The organism is Streptomyces sp. 3-6, from assembly GCF_056323165.1.
The window spans coordinates 84,974-105,289 of record NZ_JBWHZP010000001.1; the positions used below are offsets into that span (position 1 = coordinate 84,974).

The 20,316-nt window shown below is 72.5% G+C and carries 16 protein-coding genes and 2 pseudogenes; 7 read left to right on the forward strand and 11 right to left on the reverse strand.

Annotation, left to right across the window (positions count from 1 at the left end; genetic code table 11):
* Window positions 1-222 precede the first annotated feature (222 nt).
* Both AC02VZ_RS00320 and AC02VZ_RS00325 read left to right on the forward strand, forming a co-directional pair.
* Entirely contained in the window at window positions 223-759 is a 537-nt protein-coding gene (locus tag AC02VZ_RS00320; RefSeq protein WP_432056775.1) for an RNA polymerase sigma factor, read from the forward strand.
* A 1-nt stretch (window position 760) separates the two neighbouring features.
* Entirely contained in the window at window positions 761-1,876 is a 1,116-nt protein-coding gene (locus tag AC02VZ_RS00325; RefSeq protein ID WP_476474192.1) for a hypothetical protein, read from the forward strand.
* Between the two features lie 182 nt (window positions 1,877-2,058).
* Here AC02VZ_RS00325 and AC02VZ_RS00330 read toward each other — a convergent pair.
* From AC02VZ_RS00330 to AC02VZ_RS00345, 4 genes and pseudogenes are all read right to left on the reverse strand, one after another.
* Window positions 2,059-2,340, reverse strand: a pseudogene (locus AC02VZ_RS00330) (hypothetical protein); the annotation flags it as partial.
* Window positions 2,341-2,642: 302 nt separating this feature from the next.
* Window positions 2,643-3,362 (reverse strand): LuxR C-terminal-related transcriptional regulator, encoded by a 720-nt coding sequence (locus tag AC02VZ_RS00335; RefSeq protein WP_476474193.1) that lies wholly within the window; start codon window positions 3,360-3,362, stop codon window positions 2,643-2,645.
* A 127-nt stretch (window positions 3,363-3,489) separates the two neighbouring features.
* Window positions 3,490-4,242 carry a transposase family protein gene (locus tag AC02VZ_RS00340; RefSeq protein WP_476474194.1) on the reverse strand — a complete coding sequence of 251 codons (753 nt, stop codon included), beginning with the start codon at window positions 4,240-4,242 and terminating at the stop codon, window positions 3,490-3,492.
* A 58-nt stretch (window positions 4,243-4,300) separates the two neighbouring features.
* Window positions 4,301-4,510, reverse strand: a complete 210-nt coding sequence (locus AC02VZ_RS00345) for a hypothetical protein (protein WP_476474195.1) — start codon at window positions 4,508-4,510, stop codon at window positions 4,301-4,303.
* A 494-nt stretch (window positions 4,511-5,004) separates the two neighbouring features.
* Between AC02VZ_RS00345 and AC02VZ_RS00350 the strand changes: the two genes are divergently transcribed.
* Complete coding sequence (locus AC02VZ_RS00350) at window positions 5,005-5,313, forward strand: hypothetical protein (protein ID WP_476474196.1); 309 nt, start codon at window positions 5,005-5,007, stop codon at window positions 5,311-5,313.
* A 100-nt stretch (window positions 5,314-5,413) separates the two neighbouring features.
* Here AC02VZ_RS00350 and AC02VZ_RS00355 read toward each other — a convergent pair whose 3' ends face one another.
* Complete coding sequence (locus AC02VZ_RS00355) at window positions 5,414-8,728, reverse strand: S8 family serine peptidase (protein WP_476474197.1); 3,315 nt, start codon at window positions 8,726-8,728, stop codon at window positions 5,414-5,416.
* A gap of 295 nt (window positions 8,729-9,023) precedes the next feature.
* On the opposite strand from AC02VZ_RS00355, the gene AC02VZ_RS00360 reads away from it, so the two are divergent.
* Entirely contained in the window at window positions 9,024-9,485 is a 462-nt protein-coding gene (locus tag AC02VZ_RS00360; protein ID WP_432056772.1) for an NUDIX hydrolase, read from the forward strand.
* 231 nt (window positions 9,486-9,716) lie between these two features.
* Here the strand turns inward: AC02VZ_RS00360 and AC02VZ_RS00365 are convergent, their stop codons facing one another.
* Both AC02VZ_RS00365 and pepN read right to left on the reverse strand, forming a co-directional pair.
* Window positions 9,717-10,754 (reverse strand): hypothetical protein, encoded by a 1,038-nt coding sequence (locus AC02VZ_RS00365; protein ID WP_476474198.1) that lies wholly within the window; start codon window positions 10,752-10,754, stop codon window positions 9,717-9,719.
* A gap of 588 nt (window positions 10,755-11,342) precedes the next feature.
* Window positions 11,343-13,952, reverse strand: coding sequence for an aminopeptidase N (gene pepN, locus AC02VZ_RS00370; protein ID WP_476474199.1), 2,610 nt, complete (start codon window positions 13,950-13,952; stop codon window positions 11,343-11,345).
* Between the two features lie 155 nt (window positions 13,953-14,107).
* On the opposite strand from pepN, the gene AC02VZ_RS00375 reads away from it, so the two are divergent.
* Entirely contained in the window at window positions 14,108-14,755 is a 648-nt protein-coding gene (locus AC02VZ_RS00375; RefSeq protein WP_432056769.1) for a mycothiol-dependent nitroreductase Rv2466c family protein, read from the forward strand.
* Between the two features lie 108 nt (window positions 14,756-14,863).
* On the opposite strand, the gene AC02VZ_RS00380 is transcribed toward AC02VZ_RS00375, so the two are convergent.
* The 3 genes from AC02VZ_RS00380 to AC02VZ_RS00390 form a co-directional block, all read right to left on the reverse strand.
* Window positions 14,864-15,106 (reverse strand): hypothetical protein, encoded by a 243-nt coding sequence (locus AC02VZ_RS00380; protein ID WP_476474200.1) that lies wholly within the window; start codon window positions 15,104-15,106, stop codon window positions 14,864-14,866.
* A 180-nt stretch (window positions 15,107-15,286) separates the two neighbouring features.
* Window positions 15,287-15,934 carry a superoxide dismutase gene (locus AC02VZ_RS00385; RefSeq protein WP_432056767.1) on the reverse strand — a complete coding sequence of 216 codons (648 nt, stop codon included), beginning with the start codon at window positions 15,932-15,934 and terminating at the stop codon, window positions 15,287-15,289.
* Window positions 15,935-16,069: 135 nt separating this feature from the next.
* The gene (locus tag AC02VZ_RS00390) at window positions 16,070-17,449 is read right to left on the reverse strand and encodes an amino acid permease (protein WP_476474201.1); all 1,380 of its coding nucleotides are present in this window, start codon (window positions 17,447-17,449) and stop codon (window positions 16,070-16,072) included.
* A gap of 557 nt (window positions 17,450-18,006) precedes the next feature.
* Between AC02VZ_RS00390 and AC02VZ_RS00395 the strand changes: the two genes are divergently transcribed.
* Window positions 18,007-18,591 (forward strand): biotin transporter BioY, encoded by a 585-nt coding sequence (locus AC02VZ_RS00395; protein WP_476474202.1) that lies wholly within the window; start codon window positions 18,007-18,009, stop codon window positions 18,589-18,591.
* A 356-nt stretch (window positions 18,592-18,947) separates the two neighbouring features.
* Here AC02VZ_RS00395 and AC02VZ_RS00400 read toward each other — a convergent pair.
* A pseudogene (locus AC02VZ_RS00400) lies at window positions 18,948-19,744 on the reverse strand (MerR family transcriptional regulator).
* Window positions 19,745-19,822: 78 nt separating this feature from the next.
* Here AC02VZ_RS00400 and AC02VZ_RS00405 point away from each other — a divergent pair.
* Entirely contained in the window at window positions 19,823-20,185 is a 363-nt protein-coding gene (locus tag AC02VZ_RS00405; protein WP_476474203.1) for a nuclear transport factor 2 family protein, read from the forward strand.
* Window positions 20,186-20,316 lie beyond the last annotated feature (131 nt).

Consider the following 20,316-nt stretch of genomic DNA (forward strand, 5'->3'; position numbering starts at 1 on the left):
ACCGGTTGCGGACCTCCGGCCGCCACCCTCCTGAACTGCAGGAATTCAGCCACCGGAGGGCATGGGCCGCAAGGTCCCCTGCCCAACCCGGTCCGGCCCACACGAAGGTGTGACGTACGCCTCGGCGCGGTGTGACGTACGCCTCGGCCGGCTTCTGCGCGTGCGGCGAACGTTCCGGGCGGCAGCGGCGTCGTAGGGGGAACAGCGTGAGGGGGTGGGGCAGTGCTGCGCACAGGGGCCCGGCGCGGGCGGGGGACGGACCCCGCCGCGGGCGACGATCCACTGGACGCCGCGCAGGAGCGCCGGGTACGGGCGGTGCTCGCCCTGGGCGGGGTGCCGCAGGCGGACCTGCCGGACGGGGTGCAGCAGGTCCGCCTGCGGCTGCTGGAACGGGCCGCGAGCGGACAGGAGGCACCGCGGGACGTGTCGGCGTGGGCGGCCGTGGTCGCCTCCAACCTGGCGATGGACTGGCACCGGGCCAAGCGGCGCCAGGAACGCCTCGGCGAACGCCTGGCCGCCCTGCGTCCCGCGGAAGCGCCGTCCGGGGAGGAGACCAGCCTGCTCTCCCTCGCCGTCGCCCGCGGCCTGGACGCGCTGACCGACGCCCAGCGCCAGGTCGTCGTCCTGCGGTTCTACGCGGACCTGCCGGTGCGGTCGATCGCCGACCAGCTCGGTGTCCCCGAGGGCACGGTCAAGAGCAGGCTGCACACGGCGGTACGGGCCCTGCGCGCCCGCCTGCACGAGGACGAGGTGGTGTGACATGACCGCCCACGGCGACGGCACCTACGGCGACGGCACCCACGGTCACGGCACCCGCGACGACCGGAGGTACGAGGACCGTCCCCCCGAGGACCGCGTGGACGCCGACGGCGGCTCCCGCGAAGACCGCGACCACGCCTCCCACGGCCACGCCGCCCACGACGCCGCCGGACACGGAGACGCCCCCCGGCACGGCTCCGCAGACCCCCTCATGACCGCGATCCTGGCCGAGGCGCCGTCCGAGGACGACCGGCGGGACCCCGCGTTCATGGCGGAGCACGCGGCGGCCGTGGCCGACCTGGCGGTGCTCCGGGAGCAGCTGGCGTTCCTCGGGGAGGCGCTCGCCGAGCCGTCCGACGCGGTACCGGAGACCGGCGCCGACGACGGGGCACCGGCCGGGAACGCCGAGGACACGGTCATCGAGGACACGGTCATCGAGGACACGGTCGTCGAGGACACGGTCCCGGTGGGCTCGGCGTCCACCCCCACCGGACCCGGCGGAAGCACCGGGCCGGGCCGCTCGCGCGCGCCGCGCGGAGCGCGTGGACCCGGCCGGGGCGGCGGCTCCGGCCGCCGTCGGAGGCCCCTCCGGGGCGCCCTGGGGACGCTGGCCGTGGCCGCCGCGGCGACCGTCGTGGCGGGGCTGGGTTGGTTCATGGTGCAGCCCGGCACGGGCCAGGAGACGTCGAGTGCCGACGCCGGTGCCCCCGCGGCGGGCCGGGGTGACGCGGGTGCCGGTGAGGACGGTGCGAAGTCCGAGACGGCCGGGGAGAGGCCCCCCGTCGGCGATCCCCGGTGGCTGGCCTGCGCCCGCCTCGTGGCGGAGGGCGTCGTCACGGCGACCGAGCCGGTGCCGGGGACGGGGGCGAGGTCGGGGGAGCAGCGGATCACGCTCGCCGTGACCCGGGTCCACGCGGGGGAGGAGGTCACGTCCGTCACGTTCCTCCACGGGACGGCCGGGTCGTCGGCCCCCGCCGTGGGCGACCAGCTGCTCGTCGGCCTGCCCCGCGAGGGCGACCGGCCGGACCTCGTCGTCACCGGCGCCCGGAACATCGCCCTCACCCGGACCTGGATCACCGGCGCCCTGCCGGAGGCGAACCGCATGGCCTGCCAGTAGGCGGCGCCGGGCACGGACCGGACAGGAAACGGCGAGCGGAGGCCCCGGGAACAGCAGCGGCCCCGGGGCGAGCACGGCACCCGGGAACAGCACAGCCCCCGGGAACAAGGGCGCCCACGACGAAGGGGCGGGTGCCCGGTGGTCCCGGACACCCGCCCCTCACCCCTGGCGGCGTACCGCCGTTACGGGATGACCTTCTCGATCGTCACGCTGCCCGCACCCGCGACCGTGCCGCGAGCGTTGACCAGCTGGACGCGGCCGAAGAACTCGCGGCCCTCCGGCGCCTCGGCCTCGGCCGTGACGGTGCCGGAGACGGTGGCGGAGTCGCCCGTGCCCAGCTTCACCGGGGCGGAGCCGTCGACCGTGACGGTGCCGAGCGTGTCGGAGAAGAACACGTCCCGGTAGTCGTACTCCGTGGTGCCGGCCGGGACGGAGTAGCCCACGACCTCGACGAATGTCATCCCCACGAGTCGTGTGCCCCATCGGACGAGGGAGACGTGGGCGATGCCCGGCTGTGCTGCCGGCCGGGCGTACCGGGCGATCGCTTCGAGCCGCCGGTCGCCGGGTATGCCGGACGGCAGGCTGGGACGACGAGGAGGAGTGGGCGCGGACGGAGAGTGGAGAACGACCTTGACCGCGTACACCGGCCCGACCGTGGGCACCGTACGGCGCCGGGGCCGACGGGCCGTGCCCGTCAGCGCCGAGCCATGGCATCGAGGGGCCGGTTCACCGGCTCGGTGCTCGTCGCCTACGGAACCGACACCTGTCAGATCCATCCGCGGCGGACGGCCTCGGCACCAGCCTGGAACCGGCTCTGGACCCCGAGGCGCCTCTGCAGGTCCGCCGTGTTGCGTCGAACCGTGCGCAGTGAGACGCCCATTCTGCGGGCGATGCCCTCGTCGGTCAGACCCGCCGCCAACATTTTGAGCAGGGCGGTCTCCCGGTCGCTTGCGGTGTCCTCGGAGAGCTCCCGCGTCGGTGTACCGAGCGGCACCGCGCCTTCCCAGATCACGTCGAACAGTTCCTTGAGCGCCTGCACCATGCTTGGGTGGCGGATCAGCAGGGCTCCTTTACTGCTGTCGTCGGTGTCTATGGGAATGACCGCCGCCGCGCGGTCGCAGAGGATCATGCGCATGGGCAGTGTGGGCACGGTACGCGTCTCGGCACCGGCAGAAGCCAGCCACGTGGCGTACTCGACGGTTGCGGAGTCGTTGCGGACGCTGTCCAGGTAGACGGTCCGCATGCGCACCCCCCGTGCGAGGTTCTGCTCGTCCAGTGGTTTGCCCGCCTTCAGGGCGGCGGAGCTGAGCGCCCCACCGGGTACGAAGGTGCACACTTCGGTCTCGGCCCGGTGAGCGAGCTCCAGCAGCCGGACCCGCACCGCCTCCACGCCGGTGAGCCGCTCCACCCCGCTGGTGTCGTGGCCCGTCGCGAGGGCGGCGTACTCGGAGGTGAGAAGGGCCAGCGCAGCTCGCTCACGGGACAAGCCGGCTCTCCTCTCGTCCAATTCGGCTTCCTTGCGTGACAACTCCGGGGCGAGGGCTACGTCGGGGCTGACGGAGATGAACTGGTCGCCGCCGGCTGGGTGCAGCAATGAGCCGTTTCCATCTTGATCAGCTGGTGAGTTCGAGAGTGACGATGGCGCGGACGACGGTGGTGATCCTCGTGGTGCTGCAGCGCAGTTTGCGAAGTACTCGCCAGCACTTGAGGGTGGCGATGGCGCGTTCGCCGAGGCTTCGGATCTTTGCGTGATCGCGGTTGTGGCGGCGGCGCCAGCCGCGCAGGTGCTTGCCCCGGATCGGGACGCGGACGGCGGGTCCGGCGCCCTGGTAGGCCTTGTCCGCCCAGCACTTGATGCCGTCGGCGGCGAGGGCGGCGGGGATGCCGTGGGTGCGGGCCGCGGTCAGATCGTGGACGGCGCCGGGCAGGGCGTCCGAGACCCAGAGCAGCCGTCCGGCCGGGTCGGCGAGGACCTGCACGTTCATCCCGTGGTGCTTCTTCTTTCCCGAGTAGTACGGGCGGTCGGCCGCAACACGGTCGATCGGCAGGAGTGTGCCGTCGAGGATCACGTACGCCTTCCCGCGGATGGTGTGCATGGCCTGCTCCAGCGTCGGGGCGAGGGTGGCCAGGAGGCCGACGGCCTCGCGTATGTAGCGGTAGACCGTCGCGATCCCGACCCGGAAGCCGGCGGCGAGGCGGCTGTAGGTGTCGCCGCAGCGTAGGTGGGCGAGTACGAGCAGAGCCTGCCGGCCGCAGCTCAGGCGGCGCCAGCGAGAACCGATTTGGCGTCGGTGACCTGCCAGCAGACCGGAGAGGCGACGCAGGGTACGGCTGGACAGATCGATGGCAGACGGGTAGACAAGCACACGAGCTCCTGGCGGATGCGGTGATCTTGGTCGTGAACCCGTCTACCAGGAGCTTTCTTCATGCCCGCCGCCGGGGCCCGCAGCCCAACCACCCGTCAGGTTGGAAGGGGCTCAATGACAGCTGGGTCAACCGGTCGAGCGCCGCGCGCACTTCGGTGGTGGTGAGGCCGGTCTCCCGGGTTACGTCCTGCAAGGTCCAGGACGGATGCAGCAGCAGGGCCCGGTAGACATCGTGGGTCGGTCCGTCGATGCCAAGGGTCTCCAGCACAGTTTTCTCCCGGAAGGTGATGCTGGTCGGTTCAGGTGAACCGACGGTAGCCGGTCTTTTGTGCGAATCTGCCGGGAATTCCGCGCTGGCAGCCTGGGGTCATGGCTTTTGAGTGCCAGGTCGGAAGCAGTCCGCAGCGGTGCGCGTGGGCCTAGTGTCGGAGGCACGGACGGCGGACGACGAGCCAGACAGCCGTTCGGTTTTCATCTCCGTTCCACGTGCAGGAGTTCGGCGTTCCCCGACACTCGACCAGGTCCGTCAGAAGGGGCCATCACCAGCTGCTCGCCCCTCAAGGTCGGCTGGTACATGGGGGAGCGTTGAGCGGCAGGCGCTCGGGTCGGACCGCCCTCCTCGCAGCGGCCTTCCTCGTGACGGCCCTTTGCGGAGGTTGCACGAGGGGCGACTCCCCCCGCGAACCGGCAGCCAGTCCGGCCGAGTCGTCGGCACGGCCTGTGGAATCCACGAGCCGAGCCGAGCACCTCGAGGGGGAGACCGTGACTCGGGCGCCGCAGGTCGTCGACGGTGAAGTGATCGTATCGGTGGCGGACGCGCGGGGGAGCCGCACCCTGCCGCTGGACGGAGGCGTGAAGAGCGGGCCGGTGTCGATCGCCGTGAACTGCCGGGGTGAGGGAATGCTGACAGTCGAACTGAAGCCCGTCGGTCTGAGTTTTCCCGTGGAGTGCGTCCGTGACGAGGTGAGCAGTACGTACAACCGGATCTCACTGAAGAGGACGCGCGGGGAGGCGACGCTTCAGGTGACCGCCGACTCCGGTGTTCGGTGGTCGCTGTCCGTGGGGCAGTGAGGCGGACCCGGACCGGCAACGGCCTTCCGCGTCGGACGCGGAGTACGGAAAAGGGCGGGCACCCTGAGAGGTGCCCGCCCTGCTCCTTCGGTCACGGGTGTCAGTCGGTGACCTTCTCGATCGTCACGCTGCCCGCACCCGCGACCGTGCCGCGGGCGTTGACCAGCTGGACGCGGCCGAAGAACTCGCGGCCCTCCGGCGCCTCGGCCTCGGCCGTGACGGTGCCGGAGACGGTGGCGGAGTCGCCCGTGCCCAGCTTCACGGGGGCGGAACCGTCGACCGTGACGGTGCCGAGCGTGTCGGAGAAGAACACGTCCCGGTAGTCGTACTCCGTGGTGCCGGCCGGGACGGAGTAGCCCACGACCTCGACGGTGTACGTGCCGGCGGCCGGCTTGCTGATGGACACCGACTCCTCGGAGTCACCGTCGGCGGACTGGGCGACGCGCACGCCGTTCTTGTCGTAGACCGCGAGGTCCAGGTCGGCGGCGGTGTCGGTGACGTTGCCGATGGCGACGTCCAGGGACGCGGCGCCCTCGGGCACCTCGACCGTTGTGGTGTGCGTGTCACCGGTCTTGATGGACGGGCGGTCGGTCTTGGCGGAGCCGAGCGGGCCGCCGACCAGCTTGCCGTCCAGCGCGGCGAAGCGGTTCGTCACCTTCCAGGAGACGTCGGCCGGCTCGCCGGCCTTGGCCTCGGGCAGGGTCACGGTCTCCGGGTCGAAGGCCGCGCCGAGGACGGCGACGTCCAGCTTGTACGGGTTGTCGAGCAGCGGGGAGGTGCGGCGCGACTCGACCTCGATCTCCCAGACGCCCGGCTGCGGGTCCGGGTAGGAACGCACGTCGGGGCGGCAGGTGTTGGCCGGGTTGGTGTAGTTCGGGTAGCAGTTGACCGTCGAGGTCGGGTCGGCCGGGACCCCGTACGGGTGGATGGCGATGAAGCGGGTCTGGCTGTCGGCCTTCAGGCCGCTCATCGCGATCTCCAGCGTCTTCGCGCCCTCGGGCACGGTGACGAAGTACGACGTGGTGTCGTTGCGCTGGGCCTTGCCGGACGCCGAGAAGGTGTGGTTCAGCTTCTCGGAGACGACCACGGTGTTGAGGACCTGGTGGTCCACGCCCTCGGTGCGCGGGTCGTCGATCTCCAGGATCGCGCTCTTCAGGCCGGCCGAGCGCGGGTTCGCCTGGACCTTGACGGTCACCGGCTTGTTCAGCGGCAGCCGCACCTCGTCGTCACCGACGATGCGGAAGGTGCGGTCGGCGTTGTTCTCGAGGTCGAGGTCGTGCTCGATCGCGCGGTTCGGGCCGGACGTACGGGTGATCGTGATGTCGTACGTCTTCTTCTGGCGGACCTTCAGCCCGCCCTCGCGGTCGTAGAGACCGGTGCCGAAGCCGGGGGTCTTCAGGAACTGGTCGATCGCGGTGTCGACCGGCGCCTTCACCGTGTACGTGTGCGCGGTGGCACCGTCCCGGATGGCGTCCCAGGCGTCCTCGATGTCGATGAGGCCGGCGCCCTGCTCGTAGGCCTGCACGTCCTTGATGCGCTCGGCCGTGGAGGTGAGGGCGGTGCGCAGCTTCGCGGGCGTCAGGTCGATGCGCTTCTGCTTCGCGGCGGACAGCAGCAGCGCGGCGGCGCCGGCGGCCTGCGGGGAGGCCATCGAGGTGCCCTGGAGCATGCCGTAGCCGGCCGGGAGGTCGTAGCCCGCCTCGGCGACCGGGGCGCCCGCGGCCCACGTCTGGATGGTGTTGACCGCGGCGCCGGGGGCGACCAGCGTCGGCGTGAAGCCGCCGTCCTCACGCGGACCGCGCGAGGAGAACGGCATCATGCCGTACTTCTTGCGCACCACGGAGCCGTAGTTGGCGGCCCAGGTCTCGCGGGAGACGGAGGCGCCGACGGAGATGACCTTGTCGGCCAGGGCCGGGTCGCCGATCGTGTTGGCGCCGGGGCCGGAGTTGCCCGCGGAGATGACGATCTGGACGCCGTAGGTGTCGATGAGCCGGCTGTACAACTCGGCGCGGGCGTTGTTGCCGTCGTTGAGCGCCGGCAGACCGCCGATGGACATGTTGACGATGTCGACGCCGCGGTTGGCGACGAGGTCGATCATGCCCTCGGTGAGCGCCACGCTGGTGCAGCCGCCGGACCAGGTGCAGGCGCGGGAGGAGACCAGCTTGGCGCCCGGGGCGGCACCGTTCATCCTGCCGCCGAACAGGCCGTTGGCGGCGGTGATGCCGGCCACGTGCGTGCCGTGGGAGCCCTCGATGAGGCCGATGTTGACGAAGTCGGCCTTCTTGCCGATCCAGTCGCCGCCGTAGGGGTCCATCGGGACGTCCTTGCGGATCTCCACGACGAACGGCTGGCGCTCGGCGACGTCGGTCTTCGGGTCGTCGGTGCCGAAGTACCCGACGTGGAACTTGTCCTTGTAGGGCTTCATCGGGGTGTCGTCCGAGAAGTCCTGGTTGTTGTTCAGGTCGACGCGGACCGTGCCGGCCTTCGCGTCGTAGAGGACGCCCCAGGAGTCGGTGGTGTCGCCGTCGAGGTTGGTGTCGCCGTTCGCGTCACCGCCGACGGTGTACGACTCCAGGAAGGTGCTGATGCGGTAGTCGCCCGCGGGAGCCTTCCAGGTCTTGCCGTCGTAGCTGAAGCTCGGTCCGGACACGGAGGACACCATGGGACGCCAGGTCCGGTCGTTGTCCACGATCGGGTCGGTCGCCGTCACCCAGTCGACGATCTTGCGCTCGCCGGTGGTGGTCTTCTGCAGCGCCGGGTGGGCGAGGTCCACGCCGGAGTCGAGGATGCCGATGGTGACGCCGCGGCCGTCGGCCTTGCGGTTGTCCTCGACGAACTCGACGGCACCGGTCTCGAAGGACGGGTTGTACGGGTTCTTGGCCGGGGTCCGCTTGTCCGGCGCCCGGTAGGTGCCCTTGCCGCCCTTGCCCTTGGCGCCCTTGGTGGTGTCGGCGCTCGGGGTCGGGTCGTCCAGCGGGATCTCCTCGCGCAGGTCGATGCCGTGCACGGTGGAGAGCTTGGCCGCGGCGGCGATGGCCGCGTCCGCCTTGGCGGTGGGGACGGTGGCCCGGACGTAGCCCAGCTTGTCGTGGGTCGCGCCGACCGAGCCGCCCTTGACCGCGTCCAGCTTCTCGGCGACCTGCGCGGTCTTCCCGGGCGCGGTGGCGATCATCATCGTGACGTGCTTGGCGCCCTCGGCCTTCGCCTCGGCGAGCAGGTCGGCGTCCTTCGACCCCAGCTTGTCGGGCGCGGACTTGACCTCCCCGTCGACCGGGGCGGCGGGCGGCGCGTCGGCGGCGAAAGCCAGCGGGATGGGCCCGGCCGCGGAGAGCGCGGCGACCAGGCCGGCTGCCACGGCGATGCGGGCGACGCGTCTCGCGCCCGATATCGAGTCGCGCTGAGGGGAATGGGTCATCGGCATCCCTTGTAAGTAAAGGAACGATCGTGGAGCGACCCGAGCCGATCCGCCCTGGTCGCGAACGTCCGGAACAGGAACCCGGACGATCGCAGAGCCTGTCGCAAGGGGCAGGTGTTTGGGGAGTGTTGACCGAAAACGAAATGGATGTATGGGGAAAACCCCCGATGCGCTTATGGGACGATGTCCCCCTAAGCGGGCAAGTCGCCCCTCGCTCCCCGCCACGCGGCCGACGTGTCCGGACCGCCCGGAAAACCACCTGCCCGAGCGCCCGGTCCGGCGCTAACGTCCGTGGGTGCGCAAGACGTTGAGGGTGGCGGCCTACGCCGTGGTGGTACGCGACGGACAGCTCCTGCTCGCCCGTTCTCCCGTGCCCGGCGGGCCGCCCGAGTGGGTCATGCCGGGCGGGGGCATGGAGCACGGCGAGGACCCCTACGACACCGTGCGCCGGGAGGTCGAGGAGGAGACCGGCTACCTCATCGAGGTCACCGGCCTGCTCGGCGTGCAGTCCTTCCGCCGCACGCTCCCGGCCCGCCGTCTCGGCCGCCCCGCCGACCACCACGCCGTCCAGCTGGTCTACGAGGGGCGGATCACCGGCGGTGACCTGCGCAACGAGGTCGGCGGCAGCACCGAACTCGCCGCCTGGCACCCCCTGGACGCCGTCCCCGGACTGGTGCACGTCCCCATGGTCGACATCGCCCTGGCCCTGTGGCGGGAACGCCCGGCGGCGGGACGGGTGACCCCCGCCCGGGACTGACCGGGCCCCGCCAGGGACTGACCGGCCCCGCGCCCCGCCGCCCTCCGTTGGGCCGTTGACCTTCGGTGCCGGGCACGCGTCTCCTCCGCGGACCAGGCCGACTCCTTCTCCGCGCGTCAGGCCGGAGCGCCCTGCGCGTGCCGGGTTCGCGCCCCCGGACACGCGGAGGGGGCCGCCGTGTGTCCGGCGGCCCCCTCCGCTCCCCTCCTCGCGGGACGCTGCTCCGGCCCCCTACCGGGGCAGCACCACGACATAGGCGGCCGGCTCACGGTCCGGCGCCGCCATCAGGGCGGTGCGGACCACCGCGGCCTGCTGCTCCGGGGCGTCGCGCAGCTTGCGCGGAGTGACGTGCACGACCGTGATGCCGAGGCGTTCCAGCACCTCCCGCTTGCGGGCGTACTCCGACCACAGCGCGTCGTCGTCCGGGCGGGGGGACCGGGTGTCCAGCTCGACCGCGACCGCCTGGTCCGGCCAGTAGGCGTCGAGGCCGCCGAGGTGGGGGCCGCCCGGCAGCCGCAGGTCGACGTTCCACAGCGGGTCGGGCAGACCCTGCTCGCGCACCATCGCGTACAGGCGGTCCTCCGCGACCGCCCGGCCCTCCGCCACCAGGGTGTCCACCGCGTCGACCACGTGGGGCCGGTTCAGCAGCCGCGCCCGGGTCAGCTCCCGCACCACCGACGCCGCGTCGCAGTGGCCGCCGCGCACCGCCTCCGTCAGCAGCCGGCGCACCGTCACGGCGTCGTCCAGCCGGGTCACCGCGTCCGCCAGCGCACGCGCCACCGGGGCCACCGGCAGGCCGGTGACCTGTTCGGGGACCGGCAGCGCCGAGGTGCGGACGATGCGGACGCAGCCCGTGGACCGCAGGCGGCGCAGCCGGGGCACCAGGACGTCCAGGGCCTCCAGCGAGGGCAGCGGAGGGGTGCTGGAGAAGCCGTGCAGGGTGAGCGCGGCCGGCCCGGTGATCATCGCCTCGCCGTAGGGGGAGGCCGGCACGGTGTCCCGCCCGGGCTGGACGGGGACGCTCACGGACCGCTCCCGCGCCGTGTACAGCAGCACCGCGTGCAGCCGCTCCTCGCTGGTCGGCGGCCCGGGGTGGAGCAGGACGACACCGGGGAGGAGCTGCTGCCAGGCACCGCCGGGGCGGCACTGGTCGTTCGTCTCGGCGGCGGACACGCCGTGGGCGCGCAACTGGGCGGTGGTCAGCACCCGGCGGCGGACATCGGCGAGGTGGTGCAGGGGGCGGGGGGAGAGCGGGGTGTTGTGGGTCATGACCGGCAATTTCCCGTGCCGCGTCGGCCTGCGAACCCGTGTTACACGTCCGTCGACAAACAGGGACAAGCCTGCACTAAAGGACGGGTGTTCGGATGCCGAAAACCCCTGGTCCATTCGGGTGCGGACCAGGGGTTACGGCCATGATTGCCTGAAGTTCGTAACGGTCGCGGAGAGCGATGCCCGGCCCAAAGCCGGGCCCTGACCTCCTCCGCGACCTCCTCTGCCGCGACCGGACCCTCCCGATCGTGACCGGGCCCTCCCGATCGGCGACCGGGCTTCCCGGCCGCCACCGGACTTCCCCCGGCCGCGACCGGCCCCCGGCGCGGGACACTCCGCGCCCCCGCCGGGCTCTCGTGACCCCGCCAGGCGTCGGTACCGACCCCGGCGCCGGTCCCGCCGGGCGCCGGCGCGGGCCCCGCCGGGCAATGCACCAGCCCCGCCAGGCAGCGGCACCGGCCCCGCCAGGCAGCGGCGCGGCCCCCGCCGTGCGGTGTTCCGGCCCCTGTCGGGCGCCGGAGCACCGCACCGCTCCCCGTCGGGCGCCGGCGCCCGACCCGCGCCCGACCCGCGTCCGCGCCGCTCCCGTCAGACCCCCGCGCCGGCCTCCCCGTCGCCCCCGGAGCCGGCCTCCGCGTCGCGCCGCTGGCCGCGCAGACCCCGGGCCAGGTCGTCCCGGGCCTCCAGGACCAGGCGGCGCAGGGCGGGCGGGGCGTCCTCGTGGGCGGCGAGCCAGGCGTCCGTGGCGGCCAGCGTCTCCGGCGAGTCCTGGTAGGCCGGGAACAGGCCCCGCACCACGTCCATGCCGATCTGGATCGACCGCTCCGCCCACACCCGCTCGATCGCCGCGAAGTACTGCTCCGCGTACGGGGCGAGCAGCTCCCGCTGGGACGGCCGGGCGAAGCCCGCGATGGTGGCCTCCACCAGCGCGTTGGACAGCGCGTCGGACTCCACGACCTGCTCCCAGCAGCGCGCCTTGACCTCGGCCGACGGACGGGCCGCCAGGCAGCGGACCTGGTGCCGCTTGCCGGAGGCGGTGTCGTCCCGGGCCAGCTCCTCGGCCAGTGCCTTCTCGTCCGCGACGCCGTGCGCGGCCAGCGGCTCCAGGAACGCCCAGCGCAGCTCCTGGTCGACGTCCAGCCCGTCGACCGTGGCCGTGCCGGACAGCAGGTCCTGGAGCAGTTGCAGGTCGCCCGGCGCGGAGGCCACCGAGGCGAAGAAGCGCGCCCAGGCCAGCTGCTGCTCACTGCCCGCCCCGGCGCCCTGCAGCTCGCGCCGGGCCCCCTCGGCGAGGCGCAGGCCCGCCTCCTCCCGCCGGGTGGGGGCCGTGTAGTGGACGAGGGCCGACTCGGCCCAGGCGTGCAGCATCTGGAGCACGCCGATGTCGGTCTCCCGGCCGGCGAAGCGCAGCACCAGGCCGATGAAGTCCCGTGCGGGCAGCAGCGCGTCGCGGGTCATGTTCCACAGCGCCGACCAGCACAGGGCGCGGGCCAGCGGGTCGGTGAGCGCGCCGAGGTGCTCGCGCAGGGTGGCCAGCGAGGTCGCGTCGAAGCGGATCTTGCAGTAGGTCAGGTCGTCGTCGTTGACCAGGACGAGCTCGGGGGCCTCCGCCCCGGCCAGTTCGGTGACGAGGGTGCGGGCGCCGTCCACGTCGGCCTCGGCGCGGGCGTAGCGCTCCAGCGTGCCGGACGCGGTGCGCCGGTACAGGCCCACCGCCACCCGGTGCGGGCGCAGTTCGGGGTGGGACTCGGCCGCCTCCTGCACCACCGCGAGCTCGTCGATCCGGCCGTCGGCGGTCAACAGCACGTGCGGGGTGAGGGAGTTGACGCCGGCCGTCTGCAGCCAGGCGCGCGACCAGGCCGCCATGTCCCGGCCGCTGGTCTCCTCCAGCACCGCCAGCAGGTCGTTGAGCCGCGTGTTGCCGTAGGCGTGCCGCTTGAAGTAGCGCCGGGCGCCCTCCAGGAACGCGTCCTGGCCCACGTACGCCACCAGCTGCTTCAGCACCGAGGCGCCCTTGGCGTAGGTGATGCCGTCGAAGTTGAGCTTGGCGTCCTGCAGGTCGCGGATGTCGGCGGTGACCGGGTGGGTGGAGGGCAGCTGGTCGGCGCGGTAGGCCCACGCCTTGCGGCGGTTGGCGAAGGTGATCCACCCGTCGGTGAAGCGGGTGGCGCCGACCAGCGCGAACGCGCCCATGAAGTCGGCGAAGGACTCCTTGAGCCACAGGTCGTCCCACCACTCCATGGTGACCAGGTCGCCGAACCACATGTGCGCCATCTCGTGCAGGATCACGTTGGCCCGGCCCTCGTAGGAGGCCTGGGTGACCTTGCCGCGGAAGATGAACTCCTCGCGGAAGGTCACCATCCCCGGGTTCTCCATGGCGCCCAGGTTGTACTCGGGCACGAACGCCTGGTCGTACTTGCCGAAGGGGTACGGGTAGTCGACGTGGTCGTGGAAGAAGTCCAGGCCCTGCTTGGTCACCAGGAACACGTCGTCTGCGTCGAAGTGCGGCGCCAGCGCCTTGCGGCACATCGCGCCCAGCGGGATCTCCAGGCGGGTGCCGTCGTCGAAGACCCGCTCGTAGGAGTCCGTGACGTAGTGGTACGGGCCGGCGACGACACAGGTGATGTACGTCGGGATGGGCTTGGTCTCGGCGAACCGCCACACCCCGTCGGTCAGTTCGCCCGCGCCGTTGCTCCACACCGTCCAGCCCTCCGGCGCGCGCACCTCGAAGCGGTACGGGGCCTTGAGGTCGGGCTGCTCGAAGTTGGCGAAGACCCGGCGCGCGTCGGCCGGCTCGTACTGGGTGTACAGGTACACCTCGCCGTCCTCGGGGTCGACGAAGCGGTGCATGCCCTCGCCGGTGCGGGAGTACGCGCACCGGGCGTCGACGATCAGCTCGTTGTCGGCGGCCAGGTCCTCCAGCAGGATCCGGGTGCCGTCGAAGACCTCGCCCGGGTCCAGGTCCCGCCCGTTGAGGGAGACGGCCGTCACACTCGGCGCGATCAGGTCGGCGAAGCTGCTCGCGCCCGGCTCGGCGCAGCGGAACCGCAGGGTGGTGACCGAGCGGAAGGTCCGGGGGCCGTCGCCGCCGGCGTCCCCGGTCGCCGAGCGCAGGTCGAGGGACACCTCGTACCCGTCGACCGAGAGCAGGGCGGCCCGCTCCCGGGCCTCGTCGCGGGTCAGATTCTCACCGGGCACGGGCGGCACTCCTCATGCGTCGTCGACATGGCTGAACAGGACCGATCCTGCCATGCGCCCCTGTCGCCGGGCAGCCGGGAATGGCCGGGGCCCGCCCCGGCGTTCCCCGAGGAGGCACCCTTCCGCCGGTTCGCCGGTTCGCAGTGAGGAGCGACATGTCCGAGCAGTCCACCCCCACCCCCGTCGACTTCTGGTTCGACCCCCTGTGCCCCTGGGCCTGGATGACCTCGCGCTGGGTGCTGGAGGTGGAGAAGGTGCGCAGCATCGAGGTCCGCTGGCATCTGATGAGCCTCGCCGTGCTGAACGAGGACCGGCTGGACGAGCTGCCCGAGGAGTACCGCGAACTGCTGGAGACCAAGGCGTGGGGCCCGGTCCGGATCGTGATCGCCGCCCAGGAGGAGCACGGGGCCGGCGTCCTCGGCGACCTCTACACCGCGCTCGGCACCCGCATCCACAACCGTGACGAGGGCCCCGGCAAGGAGACCGTCGCCGCTGCCCTGAAGGACGTCGGGCTGCCCGAGTCGCTGATGGAGCACTGGGACGCCACTCCGTACGAGGCGCAGCTGCGCGCCTCCCACAAGGAGGGCATCGAGAAGGTCGGCCAGGACGTCGGCACCCCGGTCATCGCGGTGCCCGGCGCCGACGGCGAGCAGATCGCCTTCTTCGGCCCGGTCGTCACCCCGGCGCCCCAGGGCGAGGAGGCCGGCCGCCTGTGGGACGGCACCGTCGCGGTCGCCTCCGTCCCCGGCTTCTACGAGATCAAGCGCTCGCGCACCAAGGGGCCCGACTTCAGCAACCTGTGACCCCGTCGCCCCGGGGCGCGGCCGGCGTCCGGGGGGCGGTGTCGCCCGCCCCGGGCGGGCGCTGTGCCGCGCCGCCGCCCCGGACGTGGGCCGCTCCGCCGCCCCGCCTCACTCCGGGACGGGCGCGCGGACGGCCTTGGGGAACGGCTTCATGACGAACCCGGTGCGCAGGTTGCGGCACTGCCGGCCGGTGTCCGGGTCGAGGACGTTCTCGCAGAGCCAGAACTCGTTGACCCCCGCGCGGCCCAGCCGCTCCTTGAGCCAGTCCTGCTCCGTACGGGTCAGCTGACGGTGCCGCTGCTCGGTTCCGCACGTCCAGCAGGGCAGTTTCATGGTTCTCGGTGTCGACATCGCCCCACTCTGCCCCGGAGTGCCCGCAGCAGGAAGCCCCCGCGACTCACGTCGTCGCGGGGGCTTCCCTCTTTTCCGCCTGCCGGGTGAACGGTGAGAAGACGATCACGAGGCAGGACGCTCGGGGCTCCCTCGGAAAAGCGGGCGGCGGCAGGTCCCCGCCCGGGGCGCCCGCGGAACTCAGGGAGCGAGCAGCAGGACGTCCGTGCGGGACTTCGCGGCCTCGTAGCGCCGGGCCACGTCCTGCCAGTTGACGACCTGCCACATGGCCTCGATGAAGTCGACCTTCTGGTTCCGGTACTGGAGGTAGAAGGCGTGCTCCCAGGCGTCGAACACCAGGATCGGGGTGGCGCCCTGGCCCACGTTGCCCTGGTGGTCGTAGACCTGCTCCACGATCAGCCGCCCGCTCAGCGGCTCGTACGCCAGCACGCCCCAGCCGGAGCCCTGCGTGGTCGCCGCCGCCTTGGACAGCTGCGCCTTGAAACCGGCGAAGGAACCGAAGGACTCGGTGATCGCGTCGGCGAGCTCGCCCACGCCGTCCTGCGCCAGGGGCTCGCCGCCGCCCTCCTTCGGGCCGGTCATGTTCTGCCAGTAGATCGAATGCAGGATGTGCCCGGAGAGGTGGAACGCCAGGTTCTTCTCCAGCCCGTTGATCGAGCCCCAGGACTCCTTGTCCCGGGCCTCGGCGAGCTGCTCCAGCGTGTCGTTGGCGCCCTTGACGTAGCCGGCGTGGTGCTTGTCGTGGTGCAGCTCGATGATCTCGGGGCTGATGACGGGGGCCAGCGCGGAGTAGTCGTAGGGCAGGTCGGGCAGCGTGTACACGGGCATGTGGGGTTCCCCTCCGAACCTCTTATTGCAAAGAGCTTGCAACTGCACGCTAGCAGCAGAAGACTCCCTGCGCGTCCCCGGGCACAGCGAAAAGCCCCCGCGTGTCCGCGGGGGCTTCGGTCGGAGGGGGAGCGCTCAGGCGCGGGCGCGCGCCCGCTGCCAGGCGTAGCCCACGGCCGACAGGAACAGCGTCATGCCGCCCGTCGAGTACAGCTGCACGCGCGTGTCCGGCTCCCGCGCCATCAGCACGAACACCGCCGCCATGCCGGCCAGCGCCACCCACGTCAGCACGGGGAACGCCCACATCCGCACGGTCAGCCGCTCCGGCGCCTCCCGCTCCAGCCGGCGGCGCAGCCGCAGCTGCGACACCGCGATGAAGATCCAGACGATCAGGATCACCGCGCCGATCATGTTCAGCAGCCAGGAGAAGACGTCGTCGGGCCGCCAGTAGCTCAGCAGCACGCACAGGAAGCCGAAGACCGACGACGCCAGCACCGCGACCCGCGGCACCCCGCCCGACACCCGGCCGAGCACCTTCGGGCCCTGCCCGCGCTCCACCAGCGAGTAACCGATCCGGGAGGCGCCGTAGATGTTCGCGTTCATCGCGGACAGCAGCGCGACCAGCACCACCACGTTCATCAGCTGACCGGCGCCCGGAATGCCGAGCCGGTCCAGGGCGGCGACGTACGGGCCCTGCTCGACCACCGCCGGGGAGTCCCACGGCACCAGGGTGACGATGACCGCCATCGAGCCGATGTAGAACAGCGCGATCCGCCACATCGCCGTGCGCACCGCGCTCGCCACGCCGCGCACCGGGTCCTGCGACTCGGCCGCCGCGATGGTCACCGTCTCCAGGCCGCCGTACGCGAACACCGACGCCAGCAGCCCGATCACCAGCCCCTCGGCGCCGTTCGGCAGCAGCTCGGTGAGGTTCGAGCCGCCCGGCGAGTCGGTGCCCGGCAGCACGCCCGCCACGGCCAGCACGCCCAGCACCAGGAACAGCGTGATCGCGCCGACCTTCAGAGCCGCGAACCAGAACTCGAACTCGCCGAAGTTCTTCACGGCCGCCAGGTTCGTCGCGCAGAACACCACCATGAACAGCGCCACCCACGCCCACTCGGGCGTGCCCGGCAGCCAGCCGGTGACGATCTTCGCCGCGCCGATGCCCTCCAGGCCCACCGCCGTGCACAGCAGCACCCAGAACGACCAGCCCGCCGTGAACCCCGCCCACGGGCCGATCGCCCGCTCGGCGTGCGCCGAGAACGAACCCGACGACGGATACGCGGCCGACATCTCGCCGAGCATCCGCATCACCAGCATGACCAGCAGGCCGGAGAGGGTGTACGCGAGGACGATCGACGGCCCCGCGGCCGCGATGCCCGCGCCGGAGCCGACGAACAGCCCGGCGCCGATCACCCCGCCGAGGGCGATCATCGACAGATGACGCTGCTTCAGGCCGTGCGACAGGGAGGTGCCGTCCGACTGCGGCGGCTTGGTCAGGGAGGTGTTGGACACGTGGTTCGTCCAATGCGTAGACGTGGGGGACGTGCGGAACGGGCGGCCGGCCCCGGACGGGGCGGCACGTCCCGTCCGCGGTGAGCGGCGGGACCGTCGCGCCTTCCGGCGGGTGCGGCGAGGCGTGGGACCTCCGCGGGCGCGGCGCCCGGCAAAACCCCGACAGTCTGGGTGCCGGAACACCCGCCGGGCGGCCACCGCCCACGATACGGACACCCGGCGCACGCTCGGTACCCGCCCCATGACCTGCGGTACGGGGCCCGGCGGCGGCGACGCGGCCCGGTCCCGTCCGGTCCCGTCCCGTCCCGGCCGGTCGCGTCCGGCCCCGGGACGGCCCGATTGGCGAAACCCTACAGACGCCCGCGCCGCACGCGGGGTGAGAGAAGCCTCGGTGCCTCAGTGACCGGGGTCACCTCCCGTGAGGTGTGACCCGCCTACTTTGTCAGGAGCCCACCAAGGCCGTGACCCCGCCTTTGTCGACCGCTGACGGTGATCGGCGCGAGCGGGCCGGGATAGCGTCACGGTGTCCCCAACTGCCCTCACCCAGCGGAGTCCCGATGAGCACAGCCGCCGTTACCACCGCCAGCCCCGGACTGGTCCTCGCCGACCTCCTCCCGGCCTCCCGCGTCCGGGACGCCGCCCTGGTCCTCGGCGGTGCCGCCCTCACCGGCGTCGCCGCGCAGATCGCCGTGCCCGTGCCCGGCTCCCCGGTGCCGGTGACCGGCCAGACCTTCGCCGCCCTGCTCGTCGGCACCGCCCTCGGCGCCCGTCGCGGCGTCCTCTCGCTCGCCTTCTACGCGCTGGCCGGCCTCGCGGGCGTGCCGTGGTTCGCGCAGGGCACCTCCGGCTTCGGCATGCCGTCCTTCGGTTACGTGCTGGGCATGGTGCTCGCCGCCGCCCTCGTCGGCGCCCTCGCCCGGCGCGGCGCCGACCGCTCCGTGTGGCGCACGGCCGGCACGATGCTGCTCGGCTCCGCCGTCATCTACGCCGTCGGCGTGCCCTACCTGGCCCTCGCCACCGGCATGTCCGCCTCCGCCGCCATCGCGGCCGGCCTCACCCCGTTCCTCATCGGCGACGCCCTCAAGGCCGCCCTGGCCATGGGACTGCTGCCCACCGCCTGGAAGCTCGCCGACAAGCGCTGACGGCACCCGCACGGGGAGCACGGCCGGCCGGGGTACGGCCCCCGCGCCGGCCGCCGCCGCTGACACCGCGACCGCCCCGGCCGTGCGCCCCCTGGGGCGCCCCCGCGAGGTGGGAAGGCCCGCCCGCCGTACCCGGTCGGTCCCGGTACGGCCGGCGGGCCGTCGTCGCGCCGCCCGGCCCGCGTCGTCCGGCGAGGGTGACGCCGGGTTCCACTGCTCGTGGCGGTTCAGGAGCGCTCTCTGCGTGTCCGATCAGGCCTCGGTGCTCCGCACTCGTGGGAGCGCGAGGCTCGACGTGTGCGCCCTGTCGGTCCAGGCATCCGCACCGCACCGACCGCCGCACCGCACCGACCGCCTCAGGTGACACGGAAGACCGGCCAGCCGATCTCGGTGCGCCACGCGGCGGGATCGCCCGTGTCACGGGGGCCGACGACGTAGACCTCCCGCACCGGCCCGGCCACCGACATCGCGTTCTGCACCACCCACGTCCCGAGTGCGCCGTACGTGACCTCGATGTCGTCGTGCTCGCCGACATGGGTGGTGACCGCGAGTTCCGCGGCCGGCAGACGCACGGGGTGCACGCGTCCGGTGCGAGGTGGCGCCGCCGACGGCAGGTAGACGAGGGCGTGACCGCGCTCCTGCTCGAAGAGGGCGTTGTCGTAGCTGCCGCCCGGCGGTCCGGTCACGTCGGCGCCGACGGCCGCCTCCAGTTCGGCCATCGCGCCCGCGTACCAGGTCTGGATGTCGCGATGCCCGACCACGGCCTCCACCGCCGCGACCGTCCGTGCGGGTTCCGCACGCAGCTCGACGTCGATGGGCGCGGGATCGGGCCGCAGCAGGCGGCGCAGCGACACGACGGCGGCCCGGGTGCGGTCGAGCGCATCCTCGAGGCGTCGCAGGTGCTCGGCGACCAGCACCGCCCGGTCACCGGGGTCGGGGGTCCGCAGGATCCGCCGCACCTCGCTCAGGGGGACGTCGAGCTCGCGGAGCCGGTGGATGACCTGCGCGGTCGGGATCTGATCGACGCCGCGTAGTAGCGGTAACCGGTGGTCTCGTCCACCACGGCGGGTTCCAGCAGGGCCGCCTCGTGATACCGGCGCAGGGTCCGCACGCTCAGGTGGGTCAGCCGCGAGAACTCGCCGATCGTCAGCATCCCCTCATTCTGAACCTTCCCCCTGAGGGAGAGTCCACGGCTTGACCCTCCCGCGCAGCGAGGTCACACGGTGGGCTCATGACACAGCACACCGCTCTACCGTCCGATCTGCTCCCGCCCGTCGTGCGCCGGTTCCTGGGCGCCCACATCGTCCGCGACGCCGACACCGCCTCGTCGTTCCTCGCCGAGGACGCGGTGATCGTCGACCAGGACGAGACCTTCCGCGGCCGGGAGGAGACCTACGCGTTCCTGCGGGACGCCGGGTCCGAGTTCGCCTACACGACCGAGCAGATCGGCGCTCACCGTGTCGATGACACCCACTGGGTGGTCGCCGTGCGGATCGAAGGCACCTTCCCGGGAGGCGTCGCCGAGCTCGACTACCGGTTCGCGCTGCGGGACCACCTCATCGCCGAACTCGTCATCGCCAACCACCCGGCCTGACCGAACCCGCACCACCTCGGTCGTCAATGGAGAGGCGTCAGTGGAGAGGAGCATGTCCGGTTCGGATCGCGATCGCCGCAACGGTCGCCGGGCGTCGGTCACGGGCGGTTCGAAGGGCTCGGGCCTCGGGC

Excerpts from the sequence above, each read along its gene's own strand:
- AC02VZ_RS00380 (WP_476474200.1), bottom strand. The coding sequence starts at position 15,106 with ATGTCGACACCGAGAACCATGAAACTGCCCTGCTGGACGTGCGGAACC.
- AC02VZ_RS00395 (WP_476474202.1), top strand. The coding sequence starts at position 18,007 with ATGAGCACAGCCGCCGTTACCACCGCCAGCCCCGGACTGGTCCTCGCC.
- AC02VZ_RS00375 (WP_432056769.1), top strand. The coding sequence starts at position 14,108 with ATGTCCGAGCAGTCCACCCCCACCCCCGTCGACTTCTGGTTCGACCCC.
- AC02VZ_RS00385 (WP_432056767.1), bottom strand. The coding sequence starts at position 15,934 with ATGCCCGTGTACACGCTGCCCGACCTGCCCTACGACTACTCCGCGCTG.
- AC02VZ_RS00355 (WP_476474197.1), bottom strand. The coding sequence starts at position 8,728 with ATGACCCATTCCCCTCAGCGCGACTCGATATCGGGCGCGAGACGCGTC.
- AC02VZ_RS00325 (WP_476474192.1), top strand. The coding sequence starts at position 761 with ATGACCGCCCACGGCGACGGCACCTACGGCGACGGCACCCACGGTCAC.
- AC02VZ_RS00365 (WP_476474198.1), bottom strand. The coding sequence starts at position 10,754 with ATGACCCACAACACCCCGCTCTCCCCCCGCCCCCTGCACCACCTCGCC.
- AC02VZ_RS00405 (WP_476474203.1), top strand. The coding sequence starts at position 19,823 with ATGACACAGCACACCGCTCTACCGTCCGATCTGCTCCCGCCCGTCGTG.